General features: G+C 70.8%; 30 protein-coding genes. 21 read left to right on the top strand and 9 right to left on the bottom strand.

Annotated elements, in window-relative coordinates:
• Positions 1-13 precede the first annotated feature (13 nt).
• Entirely contained in the window at positions 14-826 is an 813-nt protein-coding gene (locus MRBLMI1x_RS05705) for a DUF1206 domain-containing protein (protein WP_363457032.1), read from the bottom strand.
• Between the two features lie 76 nt (positions 827-902).
• Here MRBLMI1x_RS05705 and MRBLMI1x_RS05710 point away from each other — a divergent pair, with 76 nt between their 5' ends.
• From MRBLMI1x_RS05710 to MRBLMI1x_RS05730, 5 genes are all read left to right on the top strand, one after another.
• On the top strand, positions 903-1,916 hold the full coding sequence (locus MRBLMI1x_RS05710; RefSeq protein ID WP_363457035.1) for a LacI family DNA-binding transcriptional regulator: 1,014 nt from the start codon (positions 903-905) through the stop codon (positions 1,914-1,916).
• A gap of 213 nt (positions 1,917-2,129) precedes the next feature.
• Positions 2,130-3,641: an alpha-N-arabinofuranosidase gene (locus MRBLMI1x_RS05715; protein ID WP_363457038.1), complete on the top strand. Its 1,512-nt coding sequence runs from the start codon at positions 2,130-2,132 to the stop codon at positions 3,639-3,641.
• 69 nt (positions 3,642-3,710) lie between these two features.
• Positions 3,711-4,148 carry a hypothetical protein gene (locus MRBLMI1x_RS05720; RefSeq protein ID WP_116228192.1) on the top strand — a complete coding sequence of 146 codons (438 nt, stop codon included), beginning with the start codon at positions 3,711-3,713 and terminating at the stop codon, positions 4,146-4,148.
• Entirely contained in the window at positions 4,145-4,714 is a 570-nt protein-coding gene (locus MRBLMI1x_RS05725; RefSeq protein ID WP_363457041.1) for a hypothetical protein, read from the top strand. The genes MRBLMI1x_RS05720 and MRBLMI1x_RS05725 overlap by 4 nt, the downstream gene beginning before the upstream one ends.
• Positions 4,715-4,739: 25 nt before the next feature.
• Complete coding sequence (locus MRBLMI1x_RS05730) at positions 4,740-4,994, top strand: hypothetical protein (protein WP_020098058.1); 255 nt, start codon at positions 4,740-4,742, stop codon at positions 4,992-4,994.
• Between the two features lie 2 nt (positions 4,995-4,996).
• On the opposite strand, the gene MRBLMI1x_RS05735 is transcribed toward MRBLMI1x_RS05730, so the two are convergent.
• Positions 4,997-5,890 carry a zinc-ribbon domain-containing protein gene (locus MRBLMI1x_RS05735; RefSeq protein ID WP_363457044.1) on the bottom strand — a complete coding sequence of 298 codons (894 nt, stop codon included), beginning with the start codon at positions 5,888-5,890 and terminating at the stop codon, positions 4,997-4,999.
• A 44-nt stretch (positions 5,891-5,934) separates the two neighbouring features.
• On the opposite strand from MRBLMI1x_RS05735, the gene MRBLMI1x_RS05740 reads away from it, so the two are divergent.
• Positions 5,935-6,693 (top strand): hypothetical protein, encoded by a 759-nt coding sequence (locus tag MRBLMI1x_RS05740; protein WP_363457047.1) that lies wholly within the window; start codon positions 5,935-5,937, stop codon positions 6,691-6,693.
• A 7-nt stretch (positions 6,694-6,700) separates the two neighbouring features.
• Here the strand turns inward: MRBLMI1x_RS05740 and MRBLMI1x_RS05745 are convergent, their stop codons facing one another.
• On the bottom strand, positions 6,701-7,114 hold the full coding sequence (locus MRBLMI1x_RS05745; protein ID WP_363457050.1) for a glucose-6-phosphate dehydrogenase: 414 nt from the start codon (positions 7,112-7,114) through the stop codon (positions 6,701-6,703).
• A 97-nt stretch (positions 7,115-7,211) separates the two neighbouring features.
• Between MRBLMI1x_RS05745 and MRBLMI1x_RS05750 the strand changes: the two genes are divergently transcribed.
• Genes MRBLMI1x_RS05750 through MRBLMI1x_RS05760 form a run of 3 tightly spaced genes read left to right on the top strand, consistent with a single transcriptional unit; the run spans position 7,212 to position 10,291 of the window.
• A complete protein-coding gene (locus MRBLMI1x_RS05750) occupies positions 7,212-8,114 on the top strand; it encodes a 1,4-dihydroxy-2-naphthoyl-CoA synthase (RefSeq protein ID WP_363457053.1) in 903 nt (300 codons plus the stop codon).
• Positions 8,115-8,123: 9 nt separating this feature from the next.
• The gene (locus MRBLMI1x_RS05755) at positions 8,124-9,299 is read left to right on the top strand and encodes an AMP-binding protein (RefSeq protein WP_363457056.1); all 1,176 of its coding nucleotides are present in this window, start codon (positions 8,124-8,126) and stop codon (positions 9,297-9,299) included.
• Positions 9,300-9,310: 11 nt separating this feature from the next.
• Positions 9,311-10,291 (top strand): 1,4-dihydroxy-2-naphthoate polyprenyltransferase, encoded by a 981-nt coding sequence (locus MRBLMI1x_RS05760; protein WP_363457059.1) that lies wholly within the window; start codon positions 9,311-9,313, stop codon positions 10,289-10,291.
• 3 nt (positions 10,292-10,294) lie between these two features.
• Here the strand turns inward: MRBLMI1x_RS05760 and MRBLMI1x_RS05765 are convergent, their stop codons facing one another.
• A complete protein-coding gene (locus MRBLMI1x_RS05765) occupies positions 10,295-10,612 on the bottom strand; it encodes a DUF4229 domain-containing protein (RefSeq protein WP_363457062.1) in 318 nt (105 codons plus the stop codon).
• Between the two features lie 84 nt (positions 10,613-10,696).
• Here MRBLMI1x_RS05765 and MRBLMI1x_RS05770 point away from each other — a divergent pair, with 84 nt between their 5' ends.
• Genes MRBLMI1x_RS05770 through MRBLMI1x_RS05780 form a run of 3 tightly spaced genes read left to right on the top strand, consistent with a single transcriptional unit; the run spans position 10,697 to position 13,798 of the window.
• Complete coding sequence (locus MRBLMI1x_RS05770) at positions 10,697-11,092, top strand: PLD nuclease N-terminal domain-containing protein (protein WP_018186876.1); 396 nt, start codon at positions 10,697-10,699, stop codon at positions 11,090-11,092.
• A 1-nt stretch (position 11,093) separates the two neighbouring features.
• Positions 11,094-12,887, top strand: a complete 1,794-nt coding sequence (menD, locus tag MRBLMI1x_RS05775) for a 2-succinyl-5-enolpyruvyl-6-hydroxy-3-cyclohexene-1-carboxylic-acid synthase (protein WP_363457065.1) — start codon at positions 11,094-11,096, stop codon at positions 12,885-12,887.
• Between the two features lie 56 nt (positions 12,888-12,943).
• Entirely contained in the window at positions 12,944-13,798 is an 855-nt protein-coding gene (locus MRBLMI1x_RS05780) for a PPK2 family polyphosphate kinase (protein WP_363457068.1), read from the top strand.
• A gap of 6 nt (positions 13,799-13,804) precedes the next feature.
• Here MRBLMI1x_RS05780 and MRBLMI1x_RS05785 read toward each other — a convergent pair whose 3' ends face one another.
• Positions 13,805-14,569, bottom strand: coding sequence for an alpha/beta fold hydrolase (locus MRBLMI1x_RS05785; protein WP_363457071.1), 765 nt, complete (start codon positions 14,567-14,569; stop codon positions 13,805-13,807).
• A 127-nt stretch (positions 14,570-14,696) separates the two neighbouring features.
• Between MRBLMI1x_RS05785 and MRBLMI1x_RS05790 the strand changes: the two genes are divergently transcribed.
• The 4 genes from MRBLMI1x_RS05790 to MRBLMI1x_RS05805 all read left to right on the top strand — a co-directional run bounded on the left by MRBLMI1x_RS05790 (position 14,697) and on the right by MRBLMI1x_RS05805 (position 16,862).
• Positions 14,697-14,969 carry a hypothetical protein gene (locus MRBLMI1x_RS05790; RefSeq protein WP_363457074.1) on the top strand — a complete coding sequence of 91 codons (273 nt, stop codon included), beginning with the start codon at positions 14,697-14,699 and terminating at the stop codon, positions 14,967-14,969.
• Between the two features lie 20 nt (positions 14,970-14,989).
• A complete protein-coding gene (locus tag MRBLMI1x_RS05795) occupies positions 14,990-15,280 on the top strand; it encodes a DUF1905 domain-containing protein (protein ID WP_363457077.1) in 291 nt (96 codons plus the stop codon).
• 89 nt (positions 15,281-15,369) lie between these two features.
• A complete protein-coding gene (locus MRBLMI1x_RS05800; protein ID WP_363457080.1) occupies positions 15,370-16,161 on the top strand; it encodes an alpha/beta fold hydrolase in 792 nt (263 codons plus the stop codon).
• Entirely contained in the window at positions 16,158-16,862 is a 705-nt protein-coding gene (locus tag MRBLMI1x_RS05805) for an esterase/lipase family protein (RefSeq protein WP_363457083.1), read from the top strand. Before MRBLMI1x_RS05800 ends, MRBLMI1x_RS05805 begins: the two co-directional genes overlap by 4 nt.
• Here MRBLMI1x_RS05805 and MRBLMI1x_RS05810 read toward each other — a convergent pair.
• Positions 16,847-17,125, bottom strand: coding sequence for a hypothetical protein (locus MRBLMI1x_RS05810; RefSeq protein WP_363457086.1), 279 nt, complete (start codon positions 17,123-17,125; stop codon positions 16,847-16,849). The genes MRBLMI1x_RS05805 and MRBLMI1x_RS05810 overlap by 16 nt on opposite strands.
• A 2-nt stretch (positions 17,126-17,127) precedes the next feature.
• A complete protein-coding gene (locus tag MRBLMI1x_RS05815) occupies positions 17,128-17,577 on the bottom strand; it encodes an HIT family protein (protein WP_363457089.1) in 450 nt (149 codons plus the stop codon).
• Between the two features lie 72 nt (positions 17,578-17,649).
• On the opposite strand from MRBLMI1x_RS05815, the gene MRBLMI1x_RS05820 reads away from it, so the two are divergent.
• A complete protein-coding gene (locus tag MRBLMI1x_RS05820; RefSeq protein ID WP_363457092.1) occupies positions 17,650-18,054 on the top strand; it encodes a CatA-like O-acetyltransferase in 405 nt (134 codons plus the stop codon).
• Here the strand turns inward: MRBLMI1x_RS05820 and MRBLMI1x_RS05825 are convergent.
• Entirely contained in the window at positions 18,001-18,933 is a 933-nt protein-coding gene (locus tag MRBLMI1x_RS05825; protein WP_363457095.1) for an EamA family transporter, read from the bottom strand. The two genes, MRBLMI1x_RS05820 and MRBLMI1x_RS05825, sit on opposite strands and share 54 nt — an antisense overlap.
• A gap of 40 nt (positions 18,934-18,973) precedes the next feature.
• On the opposite strand from MRBLMI1x_RS05825, the gene MRBLMI1x_RS05830 reads away from it, so the two are divergent.
• Positions 18,974-19,453: a MarR family winged helix-turn-helix transcriptional regulator gene (locus MRBLMI1x_RS05830; RefSeq protein ID WP_363457098.1), complete on the top strand. Its 480-nt coding sequence runs from the start codon at positions 18,974-18,976 to the stop codon at positions 19,451-19,453.
• 12 nt (positions 19,454-19,465) lie between these two features.
• On the opposite strand, the gene MRBLMI1x_RS05835 is transcribed toward MRBLMI1x_RS05830, so the two are convergent.
• A complete protein-coding gene (locus MRBLMI1x_RS05835; RefSeq protein ID WP_363457101.1) occupies positions 19,466-20,716 on the bottom strand; it encodes an isochorismate synthase in 1,251 nt (416 codons plus the stop codon).
• Positions 20,717-20,809: 93 nt separating this feature from the next.
• On the opposite strand from MRBLMI1x_RS05835, the gene MRBLMI1x_RS05840 reads away from it, so the two are divergent.
• The 3 genes from MRBLMI1x_RS05840 to MRBLMI1x_RS05850 all read left to right on the top strand — a co-directional run bounded on the left by MRBLMI1x_RS05840 (position 20,810) and on the right by MRBLMI1x_RS05850 (position 24,076).
• Positions 20,810-21,556 carry a demethylmenaquinone methyltransferase gene (locus MRBLMI1x_RS05840; RefSeq protein ID WP_363457104.1) on the top strand — a complete coding sequence of 249 codons (747 nt, stop codon included), beginning with the start codon at positions 20,810-20,812 and terminating at the stop codon, positions 21,554-21,556.
• Between the two features lie 23 nt (positions 21,557-21,579).
• Entirely contained in the window at positions 21,580-22,641 is a 1,062-nt protein-coding gene (locus MRBLMI1x_RS05845; RefSeq protein ID WP_018186891.1) for a polyprenyl synthetase family protein, read from the top strand.
• Between the two features lie 61 nt (positions 22,642-22,702).
• The gene (locus MRBLMI1x_RS05850; RefSeq protein ID WP_311869234.1) at positions 22,703-24,076 is read left to right on the top strand and encodes an FAD-dependent oxidoreductase; all 1,374 of its coding nucleotides are present in this window, start codon (positions 22,703-22,705) and stop codon (positions 24,074-24,076) included.
• Positions 24,077-24,082: the final 6 nt, after the last annotated feature.

Raw genomic sequence — 24,082 nt, forward strand, 5'->3', positions numbered from 1 at the left:
CGACGATCGCACGTCAGAGGCGGGTGTAGCGGGCGCGGAAGAAGGCGTAGACGCCGTACGCGATCCAGCCCGCACCGATGAGGACGAGGAGGATCTTTCCCGCGGGGAGCTCGGCGAACGACCGCAGCGCCCCGTCGAGACCGGTCGACTTCTCGGGGTCGTTCGTCGCCGCGCCGACCAGGAACAGCACGCCGACGCCGGCGAATGCGACGCCACGGGCGATGTATCCGACCGTGCCCAGGATCCGGACGCCCCGGCCCGCCGTGCCCGACGGCAGGGACAGGTCGCGCTCGAAACGGCGGGTCGCGCCCTTGAAGACGAGGTACCCGGCGATGCCGATGACGACGAGGCCGATCGCGACGACGAGGAACACGCCGCCCGGGGTCGAGAGGAGATCCGCGGTGAGCGAGCGGGTCGACCCGGCCGAACTCGTGGATCCGCCGGCCGCGAAGGTGCCCGCGCTGAACGCGATGACGAGGTAGACGACGCCCTTCGACGCGTTCTTCACGATGTGGACTGCGCGCTCCTTGCCGTCGGAGGCACTCCGGTCGAGGAAGGCGCTCAACAGGTGCCAGAGCCCCAGGGCGGCGAGGCCGATCGTGGCGGCCCAGAGCAGGAACACGCCCCCGGGGGCGGCCGCGAGCTGGGCGAGGGCTCCCGACTGGTCGGCCTGCCCTCCGCCGGAGAGTCCCAGGGCGAGGGAGACGGCGATGAGGCCGACGATGATGTGGACCACGCCGCTCGCTGCGAAGCCCGCTCGTGCGAGCACATGCACCGCCCTGCTGTTCTTCGCGCCGTGTGCTGCGGTCTTGGCTGAGGAGCTCATCGCGCCAGCGTAGTGACGCCGCCGCCGGTCCGCGCGGGGGTTGCGCGCGCGGTACAGTGACGCCCAGGAGGGCCGGATGACACCGACACTGCACGACGTCGCGCGGCTGGCGGGTGTATCGATCAAGACGGTCTCGAACGTCATCAACGGTCACCCCCACGTCCGACCCGATACCCGCCGGAACGTCGAGCGAGCGGTCGCCGAGCTCGGATACACGCCGAACCTGACGGCGCGCAACCTCCGGAGCGGCCGAACGGGCGCCATCGCCCTCGCCGTCCCCGATCTCGCGCTCAGCTACTTCGCCGAGCTCGCCGGCATGGTCATCGCACGAGCCGAGGAGCGCGGCGTGGTCGTCCTGGTCGAGCAGACCGGCGGCGAGCGGGAGCGTGAGCGCGAGCTGCTGCGGAGCCGCCGCCTCGGTCTCACCGACGGCTTGATCATGAGTCCATTGGGTCTGGATGCGGCGGACCTCGCCGCGCGCCCGGGGGCGTACCCGACTGTCTTGCTCGGGGAGCGGGTGTTCGACGCGCCGCTGGACCACGTCACGATGCGGAACGCCGAGGCCGCACAGGCGGCGACGGCGCATCTGCTCGACGCGGGCAGGGGTCGCATCGCCGTCCTCGGCGCCCACGACGGCGATGCCGACGGCGCGGCGGGTCTTCGCCTGCAGGGGCATCGCGCCGCGCTGGCGGCGGCCGGGGTCGCGCTCGACCCCGAGCTGATCGTCGCCACGCGCTTCTGGGACCGCTCGGGAGGAGCCGACGCCGTGCGCGACCTCGTGGCCCGTGGCGTCGCCTTCGACGCCGTCTTCGGGCTCAACGACACCCTCGCGCTCGGTGCCATCCGCGCGTTGCAGGAGGCGGGACTCCGGGTGCCTCACGACGTCGCCGTGGTTGGGTTCGACGACCTCGACGAGGCGCAGTACTCGATACCCTCCCTGACCACGATCGATCCCGGCCGACGGTGGATCGCCCAGACCGCGGTCGACACCCTGCTCGGTCGCGTCGGCGCGGCATCCGACATCCCTCACCGGGTGCTGTCGGGCGAATTCACGCTGCGCGTGCGGGAGTCGGCGCCGGGGCGTCGCTGATCGCGGTCGGCGGCGCGGCGCGTGGCGCGGGCCTGGCGTTCGCGGATGCAAGAGTTCGTGCGCGCCACGCCGTGCCTCGCGGGCGGGCACCGGCGTGTCGGGCCGGATCCATTGCATCCGTCGACGCGGTGAGAGGGGCGGAGGCCTTGACGCCCGGCATCCGCGTCGCCATCATGATTTACAACGTTTACCTCCCGGACAAGGACGCCCCACATGACCTCCGCACGCCTCACCGTCGACGCCGCATCGCCCATCGGGGAGGTCCGCCGCAAGATCTTCGGCGGTTTCGTCGAACACCTCGGCCGCCACATCTACGACGGCATCTTCGAGCCGGGTCATGAGACAGCGGATGCCGAGGGTTTCCGCACGGACGTCATCGACCTCGTCAAGGAGCTCGGGGTCGACACGATCCGCTACCCCGGCGGCAACTTCGTGTCGGGCTTCCGGTGGGAGGACTCTGTCGGTCCCGTCGACGAGCGGCCCCGCCGGCTCGACCTCGCCTGGCACTCGACCGAGACGAACGAGGTCGGCCTACACGAGTTCTCGTCGTGGCTCGACAAGGTCGGCAGCGACCTGATGATGGCCGTCAACCTCGGCACCCGCGGCACGCTCGAGGCGATCGATCTGCTCGAGTACTGCAACATCCGCTCGGGCACTGCGCTCAGCGACCAGCGCGTCGCCAACGGCGCGACCGACCCGTTCGGCATCCGCATGTGGTGCCTGGGCAACGAGATGGACGGTCCGTGGCAGCTCGGGCACCGGTCGGCGGAGGACTACGGCAAGCTCGCGTCGCGGACCGCGAAGGGGATGCGGCAGCTCGACCCGTCTATCCAGCTGGTCGTCTGCGGTTCGTCGGGCGCGACGATGCCCACGTTCGGCGAATGGGAGCGCGTCGTCCTGTCGCACACCTATGACGATGTCGATCTCATCTCGTGCCACGCGTACTACGAGGAAAAGGACGGCGACATCGGCAGCTTCCTCGCCTCGGCGGTCGACATGGACCGCTTCATCGAGACCGTCGTCGCGACGGCCGACCACGTCGCCGCCGTGAAGCGGTCGTCGAAGAAGATCGACATCTCGTTCGACGAGTGGAACGTCTGGTACCTGTCGCGGTGGGAGAACGTCGAGAAGATCGACGGCATCGACAACTGGCCGGTCGCGCCGCGCCTTCTCGAGGACGTGTACTCCGTGGTGGATGCCGTGGTGTTCAGCGGCCTCATGATCTCGCTGCTCAAGCACGCCGACCGGGTGGCCAGCGCTTCGCTCGCGCAGCTGGTCAACGTGATCGCGCCGATCATGACCGAGCCCGGCGGCCCGGCCTGGCGTCAGACGACGTTCTTCCCCTTCTCGATCACCTCGCGCCTCGCGCAGGGCGACGCGATGCGGGTCCTCGTCGATGCGCCGTCTTACGAGACCGCCGCGTTCGGCGAGGTGCCGCTCGTCGATGCCGTTGCGACGCACGACGACGCCACGGGTCGCAGCGCCGTCTTCCTCGTCAACCGCAGCACGACCGAGTCGATCGAGGTCACCGTCGACGTGACGGGGCTCGGTGCCGGCTCGATCGTCGAGACGCACACCCTCTCGGACGACGACGTCTACGCGAAGAACACCCTCGCCGACCGCGAGCGCGTCGCCCCGCGGCCGAACGAGTCGGCCCGCGTCGATGACGGGACCCTGACCATCACGCTCCCGCCGGTGTCGTGGACGGCGGTCGCGCTCGGCTGAGTTCTGCCGTTCCGCACCCCTGGCGAGACGATGTCCCCGGATGGGACACTCCTCGGCAGGGGGTGCGGGATGCGGCGACGAACGACGATCGCGGTCGGGCTGGTGGTGCTGGGGGTCGCGCTCGCCGGATGCGACGGTGTCCGGCTCCCTTTCGTCGAGGTCCAGGCGTGTGCGTCGTGGGTGTCGTACGAGACCGACGAGGAGCGCGCCGCCGGATCGCAGGCGGTCGTGGTGACGAGCTCGGTCGAGTCGGACGGCACGACGCGGATCATGGAGTACGACACGAACGTGTATCTCGTCACCGTGGACGTGGCCGAGAAGGGTGACATCGCGGCCGGCGACAAAATTCGCGTCGCCTCGACCGCGGACGCGTGCGGCACCTATCCGTACGGGGATGCCGCCGGTGACCCGATGCTCGGCTCGACGCCCCTCCGCCTGTTCCTCTTCGATGAGGGCGGCACGTGGCGGACGATCACGCCGTTCGACGGCGTTCGGTCGGCGACGTGAGGTTCGTCTTCCACCAGTGCGTCGATCTCGTGGGCGAGGTACTCGTCCCGGCATCCGGTCTCGCGTCTGTCGACCCCGCGGCGTACGCGCGGGCGATGGCGAAATACGACGACACGCCGGAACGCCGCGGTCTGCGCGACACGGTCATCCCCGGCCTCGGCAGGCGGTGGACCGAGGTTGTGTTCTTGAGTCCCGTCCACCCTCACGCGATTTGGCGGGCGTGGCGCGATGTCCGCGGGAAGGAGCTGCCGCGGGCGGAGTTCTGGGCGATCCCGGCGGACGACCTGCCGCGCGCGACGGTCGTCCTCGACCGGACGATCTCGGCGGTCGGCGACCCGATCGAGCCGGCAGAGGTCGCACCGTTCGATCCGGCATCGTTCACGTCGGCCATGGAGGTGCCCGCGGCGAACCGTGCCTGGCTCGAGGAGATGGTGCGTCGCGGCGTCAGCGGGGCGTGGTTCCACGGCATCCCCCACGTCCTCGCGCCGGGAGCGGTGCCGCTCCACCGGGCCCACGTGATCAGCTGGGAGCAGGACATTGATTCGAGTTTCGGATTCGACGGATGAGAACAGATGTTCTAATCTGGGTCTCATGGAAGCCCGGGCATTCGAACACGATCTGACGCTGTGGTTCGTCGACGACGTGCCCGCCCGCATGTTCTTCGGCGGCCGGCGGTGGACCGTGTCCGACACCCCCACCCGCCTCGGTCGAGGGATGTGGCCTGCACTGCCCGCGTCGGCCGCTCGCGCATGGCGGTTCCAAGCGACCGACCACGGCGGGGAGGCCTTCGTCTTCGACATCTACGACGACGGCGACCACTGGCACGTGCATCGCGCATACGCCTGATCTCACCGCAGGTACGCGTCGACCACGAGGTCACCCCGGATCCGGCGGAGCGCGTCGACGATCGTGGGAACGGTTCGCGTGCCCGCCGTCCGGAGGACGACGTCATGCGGCCCCAGCGGTTCGAGCCCTCCCGTGCGCACGCGCACGACCTCCCACCCCGCGGTGCGCAGGAGCGCGTCCTTGCGCCGATCGGATGCCTCCCTCTTGCCTACGTGCTCGAGCCCGTGGCGCCCGGGGGTGTCGTACTCGACCGCGACCCGCAGCTCGGGGAGCAGGATGTCGGGCCACACCTCCCGATGGCGGAAGAACGGTCGCGTCACCCGGACCGCCGTCATCCCCTCGGTGAACAGCATCGCCGCGGTCAGATCCGCGCGCAGCCGCGCTTCGGCAGCGGATGCCGGTGGGGGAGCGCACGCGCTGACGAACGGCTCGCCCGCGGGAAGGTCCGGGGTCTTTTCGCAGATGGCCGGCACCGCGCGCTTCCGCGCGGAAGCTTGAGCGGGGGCCACCGGCATCCGCACCGCTTTCGCCTGCTGCACGGCGGCGAGGACCGCGCCCGCGTCGATGCGTTCGACGACCCTCACGGGGCGGGGCGCCGCGAGCGCCGAGCACTCCGGGCACCAGGCCGACCGGCGTCGCACGCGTCCCGGGCGTTCACGCTGCTCGGTCGGCGTCGCGGCGAACCGATGGCCGGCGGAGCACTCCCAGCACAGCAGGACGTCGGCGGCCGGCGGGATCTGCGACAGGACGATGCCGCCGTTGAGGTCGGGGTGGTACTGCCGGACGAGCTCCGGGTATGCGGCCCACGCGGATCGGTAGGTCCCGACGGCGTACGGGACGTCGGCGCCGCGCGAGAACTGCCGCCGCTCCCACCACCACCGCACCGGTTCCGTCACGGTGCCGACGGTAAGCGGGGGCTCGGACACGGCATACTGCGGAGATGCGTGCACTTCGATCCGTCGTCCTCGTCGCCGCGCTCGTCGCCGGGCTGACCGGTTGCGTCTCGACCGCGAGCCTCGAATCGGAGCAGTCGCCCTCGCCGTCACCGCGCCCGACGCGCGTGATCGTCGATGGCGAGACGGACGACCCGTCCTGCACACGAGGGGGCGATACGACCCTGGCGGTCGAGCAGTCGATCGACGGGATGCCGGGGGTCGACCGCGGTCCTGAGTACACCGCCGGCGTCGCTCTCTTCGAACGCGGCGACGGCGCCTGCGTGCCCGCCGGAACGGAGGCCGTCAACGCGCTGTGTGCCCCGCAGGTCGCGCGGGACGGCGTCTCCGCGTATCTCGCACCGACCGAGCACATGTTCGCGGCGGGAGCGACTTCGCAGATCCAGGCCTCGGTATCGGGACGCAGCACGAGGGATGAGCAATTCCTCTACCGCATGTCGGTCTGGCGCTTCGACTCACCCGCCGCAGCGCAGAAGGCCCCATTCGTCGACGCCGTCACCGCGTGCGACGGCGTCCTCTCCGCCGTCACCGGCGAAGGACAGCGGCTCGAACTGCGTGACGGCGACGAGCCGTACCTCCGGCTGGATGTGGAAGGGGATCGGATCTTCGCGTTCCAGAGTCTCCGTCTGTCAGACGCACCCGGGCTGCGCTCGACGTCGTCCGGCCTGCTTCCGGTGGTCGCGGTCGATCACATCGAGCAGTGGTGGCGTCTCCACGGGACGGACATCGAGCCGACCGAGCCCTGAATCCGGCTCAGGCGACCTGCTGGCCGCACATCCCGCACTCGCCGGTCGCGGAGACCTCGACGAAGCAGTTCGGGCACATGGCGCGGACGACGTCGAGCGAGGCCGCAGGACGCTTCGGTGCGACGGTCCGCTCGAGACGCGGCTTCGGCGCGGTGCCGCGGGCCTTGCCCGGGCGGGCGACCGACGGCGGGGGCGGCGGGGCGGTCTTGGGGGCGTGCTCGGCGCAGTAGTAGCGCACGAATCCGGCGTGGTTGTTGGGATGCCGGTGCTTGACGGCCCACAGTTCGGTCCGCTCCCGCGGCTCGCTGCCGGCGGGGCAGCCCACGCAGCGCGTCGGCTCGCCGGGCACGGCGTCGGCGGCGAGGACGGGGACCTCGAACGGAAGAGCGTCCCGCCAGTCGGATGATCTCGTGATCTTCATGCGGGGGTCCCTCCGCGGCGCTCGTTTCGGGGTGAGGGCCGCCGTACAAGCTTCGCACGATCGGGACGCCCGTGGGGCCCGCGCGTAGGCTGGCGGGGTGACCGTCTCCGAGCTCTTCGACCCGTCGGAGTGGACCGGGGCGCCCGGCGCCCAGGGCTACACCGACATCACCGCGCACGTCTCGACGGACGGACGGATCGCCCGCATCGCGTTCGATCGTCCCGAGGTCCGGAACGCCTTCCGGCCGCACACCGTCGACGAGCTGTACCGCGCGCTCGACATCGCGCGGCAGGACCCGAAGATCGGCGTCGTGCTGCTCACGGGCAACGGCCCGAGCGCGAAGGACGGCGGCTGGGCGTTCTGCTCCGGCGGCGACCAGCGCATCCGCGGCCGAGACGGCTACACGTACGCCGCGGATGACGCGACGACACCCGATCCGGCACGCGCGGGGAGGCTCCACATCCTCGAGGTGCAGCGCCTCATCCGCTTCATGCCCAAGGTCGTCATCGCCGTCATCCCGGGCTGGGCGGCGGGTGGCGGGCACTCGCTGCACATCGTCTGCGACCTGTCGATCGCGAGCGCGGAGCACGGCAAGTTCAAGCAGACGGATGCCGACGTCGGGTCGTTCGACGCCGGGTACGGCTCGGCGTACATGGCTCGCCAGGTCGGTCAGAAGGTCGCGCGCGAGGTGTTCTTCCTCGCTGAGGAGTACTCCGCCGAGCGCGCGTACGAGATGGGCGCGGTGAACCGCGTCGTCCCGCACGCCGACCTCGAGCGCGAGGCGATCTCGATGGCGCGGACGATCCTCGGCAAGTCCCCGACGGCGATCCGCATGCTGAAGTTCGCGTTCAACGCGATCGACGACGGCATGGTCGGCCAGCAGGTCTTCGCCGGCGAGGCGACGCGCCTCGCCTACGGCACCGACGAGGCCGTCGAAGGGCGCGACGCCTTCCTCGAGAAGCGCGATCCGGACTGGTCGCCGTACCCATACCACTACTGAGTCCGCGCCATGCAGCTGAGCCGCCTCGATTCCGCGGATCCACGTGACGTGCTCCGCGCGCTCCGTGCCGCGGTGCTCGGCGCGGGACCGGCGGTCGCTCTCGGCGCGGCATCCGATCTTCCGACCGACGTCCCCGCGGGCACGGCCGTCGTGGTCACGACGAGCGGCTCGACCGGGTACCCGAAGTCCGTCGCGCTCAGCCGGTCGGCGCTGACCTCGTCTGCACTCGCGACGGCGGACCGGATCGGCAGCGGCTCGTGGCTGCTCGCCCTCCCCGCGACCTACGTCGCCGGCGTCCAGGTGATGGTGCGGGCACTGGTCGCCGGTCGCGACCCGGCGATCCTGGCCGGCTCCTTCACGGCGCAGACCTTCACGGCCGCAGCGTCCGCGATGGCCGCGAGCGAGGGCGGACACCGGGTCCCGACCTACACGTCCCTCGTCCCCGCCCAGGTGCAGACCCTGGTGGAGGCGGGGGAGACGGATGCCGCGGTCGCCCGCGCGTTCGCCTCGTTCGACGCCGTGCTCGTCGGCGGGCAGGCGCTGCCGCCCGCGCTCGCCGACCGCGCCGCAGCGCTCGGCGCCCGCATCGTCCGCACCTACGGGTCGACCGAGACGAGCGGCGGATGCGTCTACGACGGGCGCCCGCTCGAGGGTGTGCGGCTGCGTGTCGAGGACGGCGAGGTCCAGCTCGGCGGTCCGACACTTGCCGACGGCTACCTCGGCGATCCCGAGCGTACGGCCGAGACGTTCGTCCGCGACGCCGACGGTGCGCGCTGGTACCGCACGGGCGATTCCGGGTCGGTCGAGGACGGGGTCCTCCGCATCACGGGCCGTCTCGACAACGTCATCGTCTCGGGCGGCGTGAACGTTTCGCTCGACCGCGTCGAACAGGCCGTCCGGGCGCTCGAGGGTCTCGAGGGCGCGGTCGTCGTGCCGACGCGCGACGAGCGGTGGGGTGAGGCATCCATCGTCGTCCTGGCGCGCCGCGCGCTCAGGGGCCGGGCCGAGCCCGACGTACTCCACGACGTGCGCCGGGTCGTCGCCGAGGCGATCGGGGCACCCGCGCGACCTCGTGAGCTGCTCGTGCTCGATGAGGTGCCGATGACCTCGACCGGCAAGCCCGATCGCGCGCTCCTTCGCCGACTGCTCGCGGACGACGAGGAGCCCACGCCGCGCGGGGAATAGGATCCTTGCTCGTGGCCGCATCCCGAAAGACCCCCCGCAAGCCCGCCGCGAAGCGCTCGGCGCCGCGAGGCAACCCGGCGAAGGCGCGCGTGTCGTCGGCGCCGCCGAAGCCCGCCCCGGTGACCGCTCGCGACTGGATCGGGGCGGCCCGTCTCCGGACGCTCCCCCTCGCGATCAGCCCGATCCTGGTGGGCACGGGCGCGGCGATCGCCGTCGGCGGCGGCTTCCACTGGGTGCTCGCCCTCTGCTGCCTCGCCGTCGCCGTTTCGCTGCAGATCGCGGTGAACTTCGCCAACGACTACAGCGACGGCATCCGCGGGACCGACGACCACCGCGTCGGGCCCGCCAGGCTCACGGCGTCGGGCCGCGTCACCCCCCGCGCCGTGCTGATCGCCGCCCTGCTGTTCTTCGCGATCGCCGCGCTCGTCGGCATCGCCGTGATCATCCGCACGCAGCACTGGTGGCTGCTCGCGGTGGGCGCGGTGTGCATCGTCGCCGCGTGGTTCTACACCGGCGGCAAACGCCCTTACGGCTACTCGGGCCTCGGCGAGGTGTTCGTCTTCGTCTTCTTCGGGCCCGTCGCCACGATCGGGACGACCTTCGTGCAGGCCGGATCGGTGCCGCAGGAGTCGTGGATCCCCTCGATCGGGGTGGGAGCGCTCGCGTGCGGTGTGCTGGTCACCAACAACCTCCGCGACATCGCGCAGGATCGCGTGGCGGGCAAGCGCACGCTGACGGTGCTCATCGGCAAGCGCGCATCGCAGGTCCTCTACACCGTGCTCATGCTGGTGCCGTTCGCGACCGTGCCCATCGTCGCACCGTTCTACCCGGTGGCGTGGCTGTCGCTGCTGGTCCTCCTGGCGACGCTGTCGGCGACGCTCATCGTCTGGACCTACCGCACGGCGCGCGAACTGATCGTCGCGCTGCAGCTCAGTTCGCTGGCGTCGCTCGCCTGGAGCGGCTTCATCCTCTGGGCGTACGTCGCCGCCTGACGCTCAGCGGGCGGAGTCGTCGGATGCCGACTGCGGCGTCGCCGCGGCATCCGGATCCTGCTCGTCACGGAAGGCGTCTTCGACGGCCTCGTCGCTGTCGGTCCGGCGCCGCGCCTCTCGGCGCTCGGCCATGCCGACGGAGACCTCGTCGAGGGGGCGCCGCAGGAACAGCACCGACAGGCTCAGGCCGATGAGGGCCGCGAAGATGGCCGCGAGCCAGTACTGCTCGCGCAGCACCGGGAACAGCATCATGACCCCGAAGGGGACGAAGAAGGCGAGCAACCGCAGCAGCGCGTAGACGAAGGCGGACCGGGCACGCATGCGGACATTCTACGGCCGCCGGCCGTGCGGTCGGCGTCGGTGCGCGGCGGCCTCGGTGCGGGGGCGCGCGCCTAGGATGGGGGGATGGCGCGCGTGTACCTCGTTCTGGCGCTGCTGCTGGCCGCCTTCTGGGTCTACAGCATCGTCGACTGCGCGGTTCAGCCGCCGACACGGCATCGCGGTGTCAGCAAGCCGATCTGGCTGCTCATCGTCATCCTGCTGCCGGTCGTGGGCGGTGTGCTGTGGTTCGTCATCGGCCGGTCGCGGGCCTCGTCGAGCCGGGTCGTGTTCAGGGCGCCCGACGACGACCCCGACTTCCTCGGACGCATCGGCACGTCGAGCGACCAGGACGACCGCATCCGCCGCCTCGAAGAGGAGCTCGCCGCGCTCGACTCCGAAGCGCCGGACCCGCGGGACCGTCCGGCGGATCCACCCGCCGAGGACGACAGCGACGAGCAGTCGCGCGGCTCGCGGTCCTGAGATGGCGACGGACGGACCTGGCCGTGCGCCCGCGACCGATGCCGCAGCGGCGCTTCTGACGCGACTCGTCGAGCGGGGTCTGCGTCACATCGTCCTCTCACCCGGGTCGCGCTCTCAGGGGCTCGCCCTCGTCGCCGCCGAGCTCGAGGCGCGCGGGCTGGTCCGTCTGCACGTCCGCATCGACGAGCGCGTCGCGGGTTTCACCGCGCTCGGGATCGGCCGCGAGGACCGGATGCCGGCGGTCGTCGTCTGCACCTCGGGTACCGCCGTCGCGAACTTCCTCCCCGCCGTCCTCGAAGCCCATCATTCCGGTGTGCCCCTTCTCCTCCTCACCGCCGATCGGCCGCCGGAGCTCCGTGGCATCGGCGCCAACCAGGCCACGCGTCAGCCGGGCATGTTCTCCGGTTTCGTGCGCCTCGAATCCGACCTTCCCGTCGCCGAGGCGCTCGCCGAGTCCGCCGAGGCCGACGAGGCCGCCGCCTTCCGGGCGGCCGCCGACGAGGGGTGGGATGCCGCCGTCGGCAGCGGTTCGCGGGTCGCGGGGCCCGTGCACCTCAACATCCCGTTCCGGGAGCCGCTCGCGGGCGAACTCCCCGGGTGGGTGCCGTCGTCGAGTGCGGAGGATGCGGCATCCGATCCGACCGAGGCCGACGTCGAGGCGGAGACCGTCGAGGCCGAATGGGGCGCGCATTACCAGGGCGGCGGCGGTGTCGGTGCGGCATTCGAGGTCGTCGAGTCGGAGCCGGTCGTCCTCGAGGCGGGACCGCGCACGGTGGTCGTCGCCGGCGCGGATGCCGGGCCGGATGCCGAGGAACTCGCGCACGCCGGCGGCTTCCCGCTGATCGCGGAGATCGTGAGCGGCGCGCGGTACGGACGGCACCTGGTCCACGGCTACCGCACGCTGCTGTCGGATGCGGAGCTCGGCGGTCGCATCGAACGAGTCGTCGTGTTCGGGCATCCGACTCTGAGCCGCGAGGTCGCGAGACTGCTCAGCCGCAGCGACGTCGAGGTGATGGCGGTCCGCGGGCCGGGGGAGCAGCTGAATCTCAACGGCGTGACGGTCGCGGTCGACGATGTGACCGTGGCGCGAGGCACGGGCGACCGCGACTGGCTGGGGGCGTGGATGCGCGCGTCGCGAGACCAGGTGGTCGACCTCAGCCCGGCGGCACCCGACGCGGATGCGCTGTCCTCGGCCGTTCCCGCCGAACGGCTCGGCGCGATCTCGGCCGAGCTAGGGGCGATCCGTGCCCCGGTCGATCGGGCCGCTCTCGTCGACGCGGTGTGGCGGGCGACGTGGCCGCACGACCGGCTGCTCTTCGGATCGTCGCGGCTGGTGCGCGTGGCCGACGAACTGCTCGGCGGAAAGAAGGTCCCCGTTCACGCGAACCGTGGGCTCGCCGGCATCGACGGCACCATCGCGACGGGTCTCGGCATCGCTGCGGCGTCTCAGCGCGGCGCGGTACCGGGCGTCACCCGGGTGCTGCTCGGCGATCTCGCCTTCCTCCACGACGTCGGAGCGCTCCTGCATCCGGCCGCAGAAGACGAACCGCGCATCCAGGTCATCGTCGGCAACGACGGCGGCGGGACGATCTTCGACGGCCTCGAGGTCGCCGGCGTCGCGAGCCCGCCGGCGTTCGATCGGGTGCAGTACACCCCGCAGACCGCGCGTCTCGAGGAACTCGCCCGCGCCTACGGCTGGGAGTACCAGCGCATCACGACGCGGGGTGCCTTGGATCAGGCGCTCACGTCGCCCGCGGGAGGACGCCAGATCATCGAAGTGCCCCTGAGCCGGTAGTCGCGGCATCCGCAAGGCGGTCGCGCCGGTCACGGCGGCACGGCAGGATGTGGCGCATGACTGACGCTCACTGGACCGCTTCCCCGTCGACGCTGCTGCGGGTGGGGCCGGGATTCGGGCTCGCGGACGTGGACCCGGCATCCACCCCCGGTTACGACGGCGACAAGAAGGCGGGGCAGGCGGATCTCGCCGCCGCGGCGGAGCGGTTCGACCAGCTGCAGGAGCGGCTCTACGCGCAGAGCCGCACGCAGCCGGATTCGCCGTCGGTCCTGCTCGTGCTGCAGGCGATGGACTCTGCGGGCAAGGGCGGCATCGTCCGTCACGTGATCGGGGCGACCGACCCGCAGGGCGTGCATCTGAAGGCGTTCAAGAAGCCCACGGCAGAGGAGTCGGCGCACGACTTCCTGTGGCGCATCGAGAAGGAGGTGCCGGAGCCGGGGTACATCGGCGTCTTCGACCGTTCGCACTACGAGGACGTCCTGATCGGCCGGGTCCGCCAGCTCGCACCCGCGGAGGAGATCGAACGACGTTACGGAGCGATCGTCGATTTCGAGGAGCAGATGGCGAGGCGTGGGGTGCACATCGTGAAGGTGATGCTCCACATCTCGGGCGACGAGCAGAAGTCCAGGCTCGCCGAGCGGCTCGACCGCCCCGACAAGCACTGGAAGTACAACCCCGGCGACGTCGACGAGCGCGAACTGTGGCCGGCGTACATGGAGGCCTACCAATCGGTGTTCGAACGCACCTCCACCGACCGGGCGCCGTGGTTCGTCGTCCCCGCGAACGCCAAGTGGTACGCCAGGCTGGCCGTGCAGGCGCTGCTGATCGACGTCCTGGAACGCATCAATCCGCAGTGGCCCGTGGCGGACTTCGACGTCGAGGCCGAGAAGGCGCGTCTCGCGGCGACGTGACGACCGTCAGGGCAGATGGGAGCGGATGGCGCGCACAACGGCATCCGCTCGCTCGACCGGGACGAAGTGCCCGCAGTCGGTGACGACCTCGAGGCGGGCGTCGGAGAAATGCTCGGAGAGCTTGTCTGCCCAGTCGACGGGGAACAGCGGGTCGCTGTCGGGCCACAACATCGTCGTCGGCACGGTGATCGGCTCGTCGTCCGCGGCGTATCCCCGGTTGGCCGCGTACCACTGCAGGCTCGCGGCGAAGGCCCCCGGCCGCGCGTAAGCCGCGACGATCTCGTCGAGGTGCGGCGGCGGCGCGGCATCCGCTCGCCACGTGTCCCAGAGGTAGGTGAGGTACGTGCGGACGGCGCGTTCGTCACCGTCGATGAGGGCGGCGGCGACGGGTTCGCGGTGGAAGTGCTGGTACCAGAAGGTCGAGGCGAGGGCGGGGGATGCCGCGCGGTCGCCGATTCCCGGATAGGCGGGCGTGAGCACCGCGCCGCGGAACCGGTGCGGAGCCGTGCGGAGGGCGGCCTGCGCGATGCGGCTGCCGATGTCGTACCCGACGATGACGATTCCGTCGGCGGCGCCGTGATCGTCGAGCGTCTCGAGCACACGGTCCGCGTGCGCCTGCGCCGCGGCATCCTCGACGTCCGGGATGCCGGCGTACGCGGCGCCCATCCCGCGGAGGTCGGGGATGATCACACTCTCGGCGGCAAGGGCCGCGGCCACCTCGTCGTAATCGGAGGGGAGCCCCGGCCACCCGTGCAACAGGACGACAGTCATGCTGCGAGGCTAGCGGCGACTCCGCGGATGCCGCAGGCCCGACCCTGATCGGCGTGGAGCCGCGCGCGGCCACCCGGTAATATGCGGCGGGGGACGCGCCGCATCCGCGGCTGCGAGAGGGGGGACCATGCCACGACGGAAAGCGCTCGTCGTCTGGATCGTCGGCTCAGGGCTCATCGCCCTGGTTCTGGCAGGCGTGCTCGTCTCGGCCGCGATCACGGCGACGATCCTCGTGGATCAGGTGCCCGGTGGGGACGACGGGCTCGCCTCGACACCCGCCCTCGACGGCGCCTACAGCACGATGACGTGGTCGCTCGTGGCACTCGTCGTCGTCGCCGCCCTCGGCGTGAGCGTCCCGCTCGTCGCCCGGAGGATCCGACGCCGTTCCTCCTTCCGCTGACTGTCTCTCAGGGAGATCCGTTGCCTTTCGAACCCGTTGCGCTCGACCACACCTTCACGGCCCCGATCGGCGTGGAGGTCAAGGGTGAGACCTGGTCCTGCGTAGAGATGCCCGGTTCGGCGGACTTCTTCGGCACCGGCCGTTCCGTCCGGGTGGACCTCACCGTCGACGATGTCGAGATGTCGAACGTCGGGTTGATGGTGACGGGCACGGGTGGGCACATGGTGTCGCTGAACGCTGGGGTCCGCCGGAAGCTGGGCAAGGGCATCGGCGACACGGTGACCGTCCACCTGACGCGTCGGCTGAAGTAGGTCAACCCCGCATTCGTCGGCGCCGGTGACGGCTAGCGTGGTGCTCCTCGATCTCGGACGCGCTTCTAGAGACGAGCGGGAGGGAACGTGTGAGACTTCGTCGAAGCGAGCCGGTCGTCCATGTGCTGACGGTGGACGGGCTGAACTTCCGCATCGTGCGTTCGTTCCATGCCGCTGCTCAGCGCACTTTCCTCCTCATCCACGGAATCGGGATGTCGCATCGGTACCTGCGTCGGCTCCACGCCGAGCTCGCGCTCATGCACTCCGTGATCTCGATCGATCTGCCCGGCTTTGGCGGCCTGCCCCGCCCCTCTCGGGACCTCGACGTCCGCGCGATGGCGGGTGCCCTCGCGACGCTGCTCGACCGCGTGGCGGTGACGGATGCCGTCGCCGTCGGCCACTCGATGGGGAGCCAATGGGTCGTCGAGCTCGCGGTGCAGCGCCCCGACCTGGTGACGCACGTCATCGCGATGGGACCCGTCGCCGACGATCACCACCGGACGGCGTTCGCACAGGCGCGCGCCCTCGCACTCGACGTGGTGGGTGAGACGCCGCGCGCGAACTGGCAGGTGCTGAGCGACTACGTGCGATGCGGCATCCCCTGGTACCTGCGTCAGCTGCGGCACATGGTCGCATACCCGATCGAGGAGCGCGTGGGACTGCTGACGAGGCCGCTGCTCGTGCTCCGCGGTGCGCAGGACCCGATCGCAGGGCTGACGTGGTGCCGCCGGTTGCGGGATGCCGCTCCGGATGCCGCGGTGATCGAGGTTCCGCGGGGATGGCACGTCGTGCAGGACCGCGCTCCGCGGGCGGTCGCCGGAGCGATGGAAGCGTTCCTTTTCGGGCATACGCCGCCGAGCCCGGGAAGGTCGTCGCGATGACGGCGCTCGTGCGCAACGCGGTGTGGTGGGCGAGGGACTACCTGTATGCGGCGGTGTGGCAGATCCGGGCGACGCTGAACCGCACCGACCCCCAGACTTTCTCGGAGGGGGATCGCACGCCCATCGTCATCCTCCCGGGCGTCTACGAGACCTGGCAGTTCATGTATCCCCTCATCACCGCGATGCACGACCGGGGGCATCCGGTCCACGTCGTCCAGGTGCTGCACCACAACCGTCGCCCGGTCGACGAGGCGGCCGCCCGGGTCATCGAGTATCTGCGCGCGAACGGTCTGCGCGGCTGCGTTCTCCTCGCACACAGCAAGGGCGGGCTCGTCGGTAAACGCGCGATGGTGATCGACGCGGGGGACGGGCGGATCGCCCGCATGCTCGCCGTCGCGACGCCCTTCGGCGGATCGCGGTACGGCCGGCTCATGGTGTTGCCGTCCCTCCGGATCTTCTCACCGAGGAGCGCGACGATCCGTACCCTCGCGAAGGAGCGGGAGGCGAATGGCCGGATCGTCTCGGTCTTCGGGGAGTTCGACCCGCACATCCCGGAAGGGAGCGAGCTCGCCGGTGCGGCGAAGAACGTCCGGTTGGACACCGGCGGCCACTTCAGGGTGCTCGCGGACCCTCGTGTCATCGCGGAACTGATCGCCCTGTCGGAGGGCGACGGGAGTCCGAACGGTCAGGCCACGCCCTGAGCGACGAGCGCGTCGTCGACGAAGGCGTAGACCAGCTGCGGACGGAACCCTGCGAAGAACGTCGCGCGATGCTTCTCGATGCGCACAGCGTGCCGTTCCTGCTGGCCGACCTCGAATGCCCACGTCTTCACCGTGCTCACGGAGAATCCGCGAACGGTGTCGACGACGCTCTGGCCGTCGACGGTGATGGTCAGCCGACCCCAGAACTTGTCGAAGGAGAAGACGACGGTGTGCTTCTCGGTGTCGCCCACGGGGAAGGTCATGATCACAGCGTCAGCCTAGGGGTGCGCGGGTCCATGCCCGACTGGAGCGCGGCACGCTCCCCGTCACTGAGGGGAGCGAGCGGGTAGCGGGTGGCGTCCTCGCGGAACTCGTAGCCGTCGCCCGGCTGGCGGGGGATGACGTGGAGGTGCGCGTGCGGGGTGCCCTGGTCGGCATCCTCTCCGTTCGACATCACGAGGTTCGTCCCGGTCGTCGTCGCCGCGAGGACATCCCGGATGGCGCGATCGGCGGACTGTGCGACCAGGGCGAGCTCGGTCACCTCGTCGGACGTCAGCGACGCGAGATCGGGGGCGTGGCGGAGCGGGATGACCAGCACGTGCCCGCGGTTGATCGGATGCCGGTCGAGGACCGCGAGGACGCGTTCGCCGCGGGCCACGACGTCGAAGCCGTCCTCGGCGATGTTCCGACAGAAGCTGCAGGCGTCGTCGTTCATACCGGTGAGACTACGGCGGGCGGTCATCGTCGATGAGTTCCTCGAGGCGCTGCCGTGGCGGAGGATGGAACGATGGACACCGCCGTGCCGATCGACCTCGATACCTGGCCGCGCCGCTCGCACTTCGATCACTATCGCCGCCGTGTGCGCGCGACCGAGCTCTTCCCCCAGGGCGCGCCGCCGGCGAACACCTTCGACGTCTCCAGCATCCCGTGGACCAGCTTCACCGGCTTCACCCTCAACGTCGACGGCGCGTGGGACCATCTCGCCCCGATCTTCACGCTCGGCCGGTACGTCGAGCGCGACGTGAGGACCTTCCTTCCGCTCGCTGTGCAGGTACACCACGCGGCGGCGGACGGCTTCCACACCGCCCGGCTCATCGACGCGCTCCGGGGCTTCTTCGCCGATGCGACGTGGCTCGGCTCAGACGTCTCGGTTCCCGACTCGTCCGCGATCGATTCCCGCCGGCACGGCTGAAACCACCGAGCGCCGGGGCCTACGGCGCACCTCTCCTGCGACGACGGCCGCAACGGAGGCGAACACCAGCGCGACGCCGCAGACCTGCGTCAGGGTGAGGGTTTCTCCCGCGACGAGGCCGCCGATCGCGAGCGCCACGACCGGGCTCAGGAGTCCGAGAAAGGCAGGAACCCTTGCCGGCAGTGCGGCGACGCCGCGGAACCACACGGCGTAGGCGAGCGCGGTGCCGATGAGCGCGAGATAGGCGTAACCGGCGATATTGGTGAGCGTGGGCGGCAGCGCGGGGAGCGGCTCGAAGACGGCGACGAGCGCGGCGAGGATGAGGCCGCCGGCGACGAGCTGCCAGGCGGTGACCACGAGGGGCGGGTGATCGTGCGACCACGCCTTCGTCAACACGACGCCCGTCGCCATCGACACGGCACCCAGAAGGGCGGCGGCGACGCCGATCGCATCGAGCCCGCCCGAGGCCCGCAGGACGATGAGGGCGACGCCGATCACCCCGGCGACCCCTGCGGCGACGACCCGCCCCGTCAGTTTTTCGGCGAGCACGCGCGAGGCGAGCACCGCGACCAGAAGCGGTTGGATGCCCCCGACCACCGCCGCGACGCCGCCGGGCAGTCGGTCGGCGGCGATGAAGAGGAACGCGAAGAAGCCGCCGATGTTGAGCGCGCCGAGCACCGCCGACTTCCACCACCACGAGCCGCGGGGGAGTCGCCGTCCGATGAGGAGGAGCAGGATGCCGGCGGGCAGTGCGCGCACGGCCGCGGTCAGGAGCGGGTGGCCCCCGATGAGGAGGGTCGTCGCCGTGAGGTACGTGGTGCCCCAGAGGATCGGAGCGACCGCGGTCATCGCGACGACCGACATCGTTTTGCTAAGCACTTAGTTAATATAGCTCACTGCTTAGCGATACGGTGGAGGGATGGATCACGTCGATCGCATCCTCAGCCAGTGGCGCGCCGCTCGGCCCGGTCTCGATGTGAGTCCGATGGCGGTGATCGGTCGCCTCAGTCGCGCCGCGGCCGTCGTCGACGCGAGACTTGCGGCGACCTTCGCGTCTCACGGCATCGATGCCGGGACGTTCGACGTGCTCGCGACGCTCGCGCGTCAGGGCGAGCCCTTCCGGATCACTCCCGCCGAACTCGCCGCCGACGCCATGATCACGTCGAGCGCCGTCGCCCAGCGCCTCAACCGCCTGGATCGGCTGGGTCTCGTGGTCCGCGAGCCGAATCCCGACGACGGACGCGGCAAGTTCGTGCGACTCACCGATGCCGGACGTGAGCTGCTCGACGCGGTCCTGCCCGATCATCTGGCGACCGAGCGCGAGATCCTCGCACCGCTCACGGGCGCTGAGCGGGACACGCTCGCCGGGCTGCTGTCGAAGCTGACCTCCGAAAGGTGAGCGACGCGCCCGTCAGGCGAGCGCGTCGACGATCGGGCGGAACTTCACCCGGGTCTCGAGCATCTCCGTCTCGGGGTCGCTGCCGGCGACGATTCCCGCACCGGCGTGCGCGATGAGCGGGATGTCCGCCCCGGCATCCGTGTGCACGTCGAACTGCGCGCAGCGCAGGGCGATCGCCCACTCTCCGTCACCCGCGGCGTCGATCCAGCCGACCGGGCCGGCGTAGCGGCCTCGGTCGAACGGCTCGACCCGGCGGATGACCTCGAGCGCAGCCTGTGTCGGCGTGCCGGCGACGGCCGCCGTCGGGTGCAGGACCTCGACGAGGTCGAGGGACGACGCGTGGCCTGACAGGGTGCCCTCGACGTCCGTCGCCAGGTGCCAGACGTTCGGCAGTTTCAGCATGAACGGCTCGGGCTCGGCGACCAGGGCCGACGTGTGCGCACGCAGCGAGGTGAGAACGCTCTGCACGGCGTACCGGTGCTCGTCGAGGTCCTTCGGGCTCGTCGCCAGGGCGAGGGATGCCGCGGTGTCGGCATCCGCGTCGGCTCCGCGCGCGGCGGTCCCGGCCAGCACGCGGGCAGTGACCGTGCCGTCCGAGACGGTCACGAGGGTCTCGGGGCTCGCCCCGATCGCGCCGTCGACGGCGAACGTCCAGGTGTCGGGGTACGCCGTCGCCAGCGCACGGACGAGCCGGCGCAGATCGGAACCCGCCGGCACGGTGCCCACCAGGTCGCGGGCGAGGACGACCTTGGCGACCTCGCCGGAGGCGATCGCCTCGAGCCCGGCGCGCACTTCGCCCTGGTAGCCGTCGGGCGTGCAGGCGCCGGGGCCAACGGTCGCCGACCAGTGCGGTCCGAAACCGATCGCCTGCGGCTCGTCGCGCTCCGGCTCGCCCTCGACGAAGACATGGGTGACCCAGCTCGTGTCGCCGCGGCGACCGATGATCATGCGCGGCACGGCCAGCGCGGCGCTCGCCGAGCTGTTCGCGGGGTCGAACGGCAGCGTGCCGAAGGCGACGAGGCCGGACCCCGGCATCCCCACCTTGTCGTCGATCTCCGCGACGGCAGCGACGTCGCGCCACCACTGCGCAGCAGGCGTGCCCGCGGGGAGCTCGGCCGCACGACCGACACCGACGAGCAGATCACCGCGACGCGACCACACGGTCGGGTCGTCGGGAGAGGCGTAGACGAGCGGCTCGTCGACCGGTTCGATCCGGCGGGTGACGGCACGCAGCCGCGGGATGCCGAGTGCAGACGTGGTCACCCCGCCAGCCTAATCCGGCGGTGATGCGGCGGGCCGCGCCTCTCAGCCCCGCCGCACAGCCTCACCGCACCCTGCCCGGATTAGGCTCGACACGTGACCGACCAGCCCTCCCGCACCCCGTCCACCCGCGCGGACCTCGGCAAGGACCCCGCGCGCGTCAGCGGCATGTTCGACGAGGTCGCGGCGGCCTACGACCGCACCAACACGGTGCTGAGCCTCGGCAACGACAAGCTGTGGCGCATTGCGACCACCCGAGCCGTCGCCCCGCGTCGCGGTCAGCGCATCCTGGACCTGGCTGCCGGCACCGGGGCGAGCTCGGTCTCGCTCGCCCGCTCGGGTGCCGAGGTCGTCGCCGGCGACTTCTCGGCCGGGATGATCGCCGAAGGGAATCGGCGGCACGGCGGCATCCCGAACCTGTCGTTCGTCGAGGCCGACGCGACGGCCCTGCCCTTCGCCGACGAGGAGTTCGACACCGTCACGATCTCGTTCGGCCTCCGCAACGTCAACGATCCCGAGAAGGCGCTCCGCGAGATGCTCCGCGTCACGAAGCCCGGGGGAACGCTCGTGATCTGCGAGTTCTCGCACCCGCCGGCAGCGCTCATGCGCGTGCTGTACCGGTTCTACAACGACCGCGTCCTGCCCATCGTCGCCCGCGCGTTCAGCTCGAACGCCGCCGCCTACGACTACCTCAACGAGTCCATCCGCGACTGGCCCGACCAGCGCACCCTCGCCGGTCGCATGCGCGAGGCCGGCTGGGATCAGGTGGCCTGGCGCGACCTCAGCTTCGGGATCGTGGCCCTGCACCGGGCACGCAAGCCCGCCACCCCGGACCAGGCGTAGGGCGCGACGGGTACGCTGGAGCCATGACCCCCCGCCCCGGTACTCCGGGCTCGCAGATCGCGAGCCGACTCGGCGTCACCGAACGCATTTTCGTGGGACCGCGGATGCGGAAGCTCCTCACCACGGTCGAAGAAGGGCTCGACCTCGTCGAAGCCCGCCTCGCCGGTGAGTTGAAGGTCGGCGACTCGCTCGCCGACGTCACGTCCCGCTACCTCTACGAGGCCGGTGGGAAGCGGATGCGGCCCATGCTGGCGATCCTCACCGCGCAGCTCGGCTCGGGGGTGACCGATGACGTCCTCGCGGGTGCGACGGCGCTGGAGATGACCCACCTCGGCTCGCTGTACCACGACGACGTCATGGACGAGGCCGACCGTCGACGTGGCGTTCCCAGCGCCCACGCCGTGTGGGGCAACAACGTCGCGATCCTCACCGGCGACCTGCTCTTCTCCCGTGCGAGCCAGCTCATGGCGCAGGTGGGGGAGCGGGCGATTCGCCTGCAGGCCGACACCTTCGAACGTCTCGTCCTCGGGCAGATGCACGAGACGGTGGGCGCCCAGCCAGGCGACGACCCGGTCGAGTTCTATCTGCAGGTCCTGAGCGACAAGACCGGTTCGCTCATCGCCGCCGCCGCCGAGACGGGCGTCGTCTTCTCCGACGCGTCCGACGAGTACGCGGCTCCCGTGCGCGAGTTCGGTGAGCGCGTGGGCGTCGCCTTCCAGCTGCTCGACGACGTCATCGACCTGTCGGCCGACCCCGCCGAGACCGGCAAGGTGCCCGGCACCGACCTGCGTGCCGGCGTCCCGACCATGCCGTACCTGCTTCTCGGCCGCGCGACCGACCCGGCCTCGCAGGCCCTCAAGGTCACGATCGACGAGGGTGTCGCGCGCATCTCCGACGGCGCCGACCCCGCGATCCTCGACGAACCACTCGCGCAGCTGCGCGTCCACCCCGCGACAGAGGCGACCCGCCTGCTCGCGCACGAGTGGTCCGACCGCGCCGTCGCGGCTCTCGCGCCGCTTCCCGACGGGCAGGTGCGGGATGCGTTGACCCGCTTCGCCCAGGTCGTCGTCGACCGCTCCAGCTGAAACCCGGCGGAATCGCCGCTTCTTCGTCACGCCCGTTCGCGGGCTCTCGGAAAGGACACCCATGACCAAGCTCCGGCTGGCCATCGTCGGCGCAGGACCCGCCGGCATCTACGCGGCGGACATCCTCCTCAAGGCAGAGCGCAAGTTCGACGTCTCGATCGACCTGTTCGACCACCTGCCCGCCCCGTACGGGCTCGTCCGCTACGGCGTCGCCCCCGACCACCCGCGCATCAAGGGCATCATCAACGCCCTCCGCGACGTGCTGGACCGCGGTGACATCCGCATCTTCGGCAACGTCCGCTTCGGCACCGACATCACCCTCGCCGACCTCAAGAAGCATTACAACGCGGTCATCTTCGCGACCGGTGCCATCAAGGACGCCGACCTCGACATCCCCGGCATCGACGCCGACGGGTCGTACGGCGCCGCGGACTTCGTCAGCTGGTACGACGGGCACCCGGACTTCCCGCGGGAGTGGCCGCTCGACGCGGCATCCGTCGCGGTCCTGGGCAACGGAAACGTCGCCCTCGATGTGGCACGGGTACTCGCGAAGCACGCCGACGACCTGCTGCCCACCGAGATCCCTGCGAACGTCTACGAGGGCCTGAAGGCGTCGCCCGTCACCGACGTCCACGTCTTCGGTCGCCGCGGTCCCGCGCAGGTGAAGTTCACGCCGCTCGAGCTCCGCGAGCTCGGCGAGCTGAACGACGTCGACATGGTCGTCTACGACGAGGACTTCGACTATGACGAGGCCTCCAAGGCGGCGATCGCGTCGAACAAGCAGGTCATGGTCATCGACCGCGTGCTGCAGTCGTGGCGCAAGCGGCCCAGTGTCAACAACGCCGGCGGCGAGGCCAGTCGTCGTCTTCACCTCCACTTCTGGGCGCGTCCCGTCGAGATCAAGAAGGATGCCGACGGTCGCGTCAGCGCGATCGTCACCGAGCGCACGCGGCCCAACAACTCCGGCGGCGTCGAGGGCACGGGCGAGATGCGCGAGATCGCCATCGGCCAGGTCTACCGCGCGGTCGGTTACTTCGGTTCGCCGCTGCCCGACGTCCCGTTCGACAAGCGCCACGGCGTCATCCCGAACCACGAGGGTCAGGTCGTCGAGAAGGGCTCGAACGAGCGCGTCCCCGGCGTCTACGCGACGGGCTGGATCAAGCGGGGCCCGGTCGGACTCATCGGCCACACCAAGTCCGACGCCATGGAGACCATCCGTCACCTCATCAACGACCAGGCGTCCTGGTGGACTCCCGAGGACCCGTCCGACGAGGCGATCATCTCGCTGCTCGCCGAGCGCCAGGTCGCCTGGACCGACCTGGACGGCTGGCACCGACTCGACGAGCACGAGGTCGCCCTCGGCGCCCCGCACGAGCGCGAGCGCATCAAGGTCGTCGACCGCGACGAGATGGTGCGGGTCTCGCGCGGGGAGTGATCACGC

Source organism: Microbacterium sp. LMI1x-1-1.1 (assembly GCF_040676205.1).
Classification (GTDB): Bacteria; Actinomycetota; Actinomycetes; order Actinomycetales; family Microbacteriaceae; genus Microbacterium; species Microbacterium aquilitoris.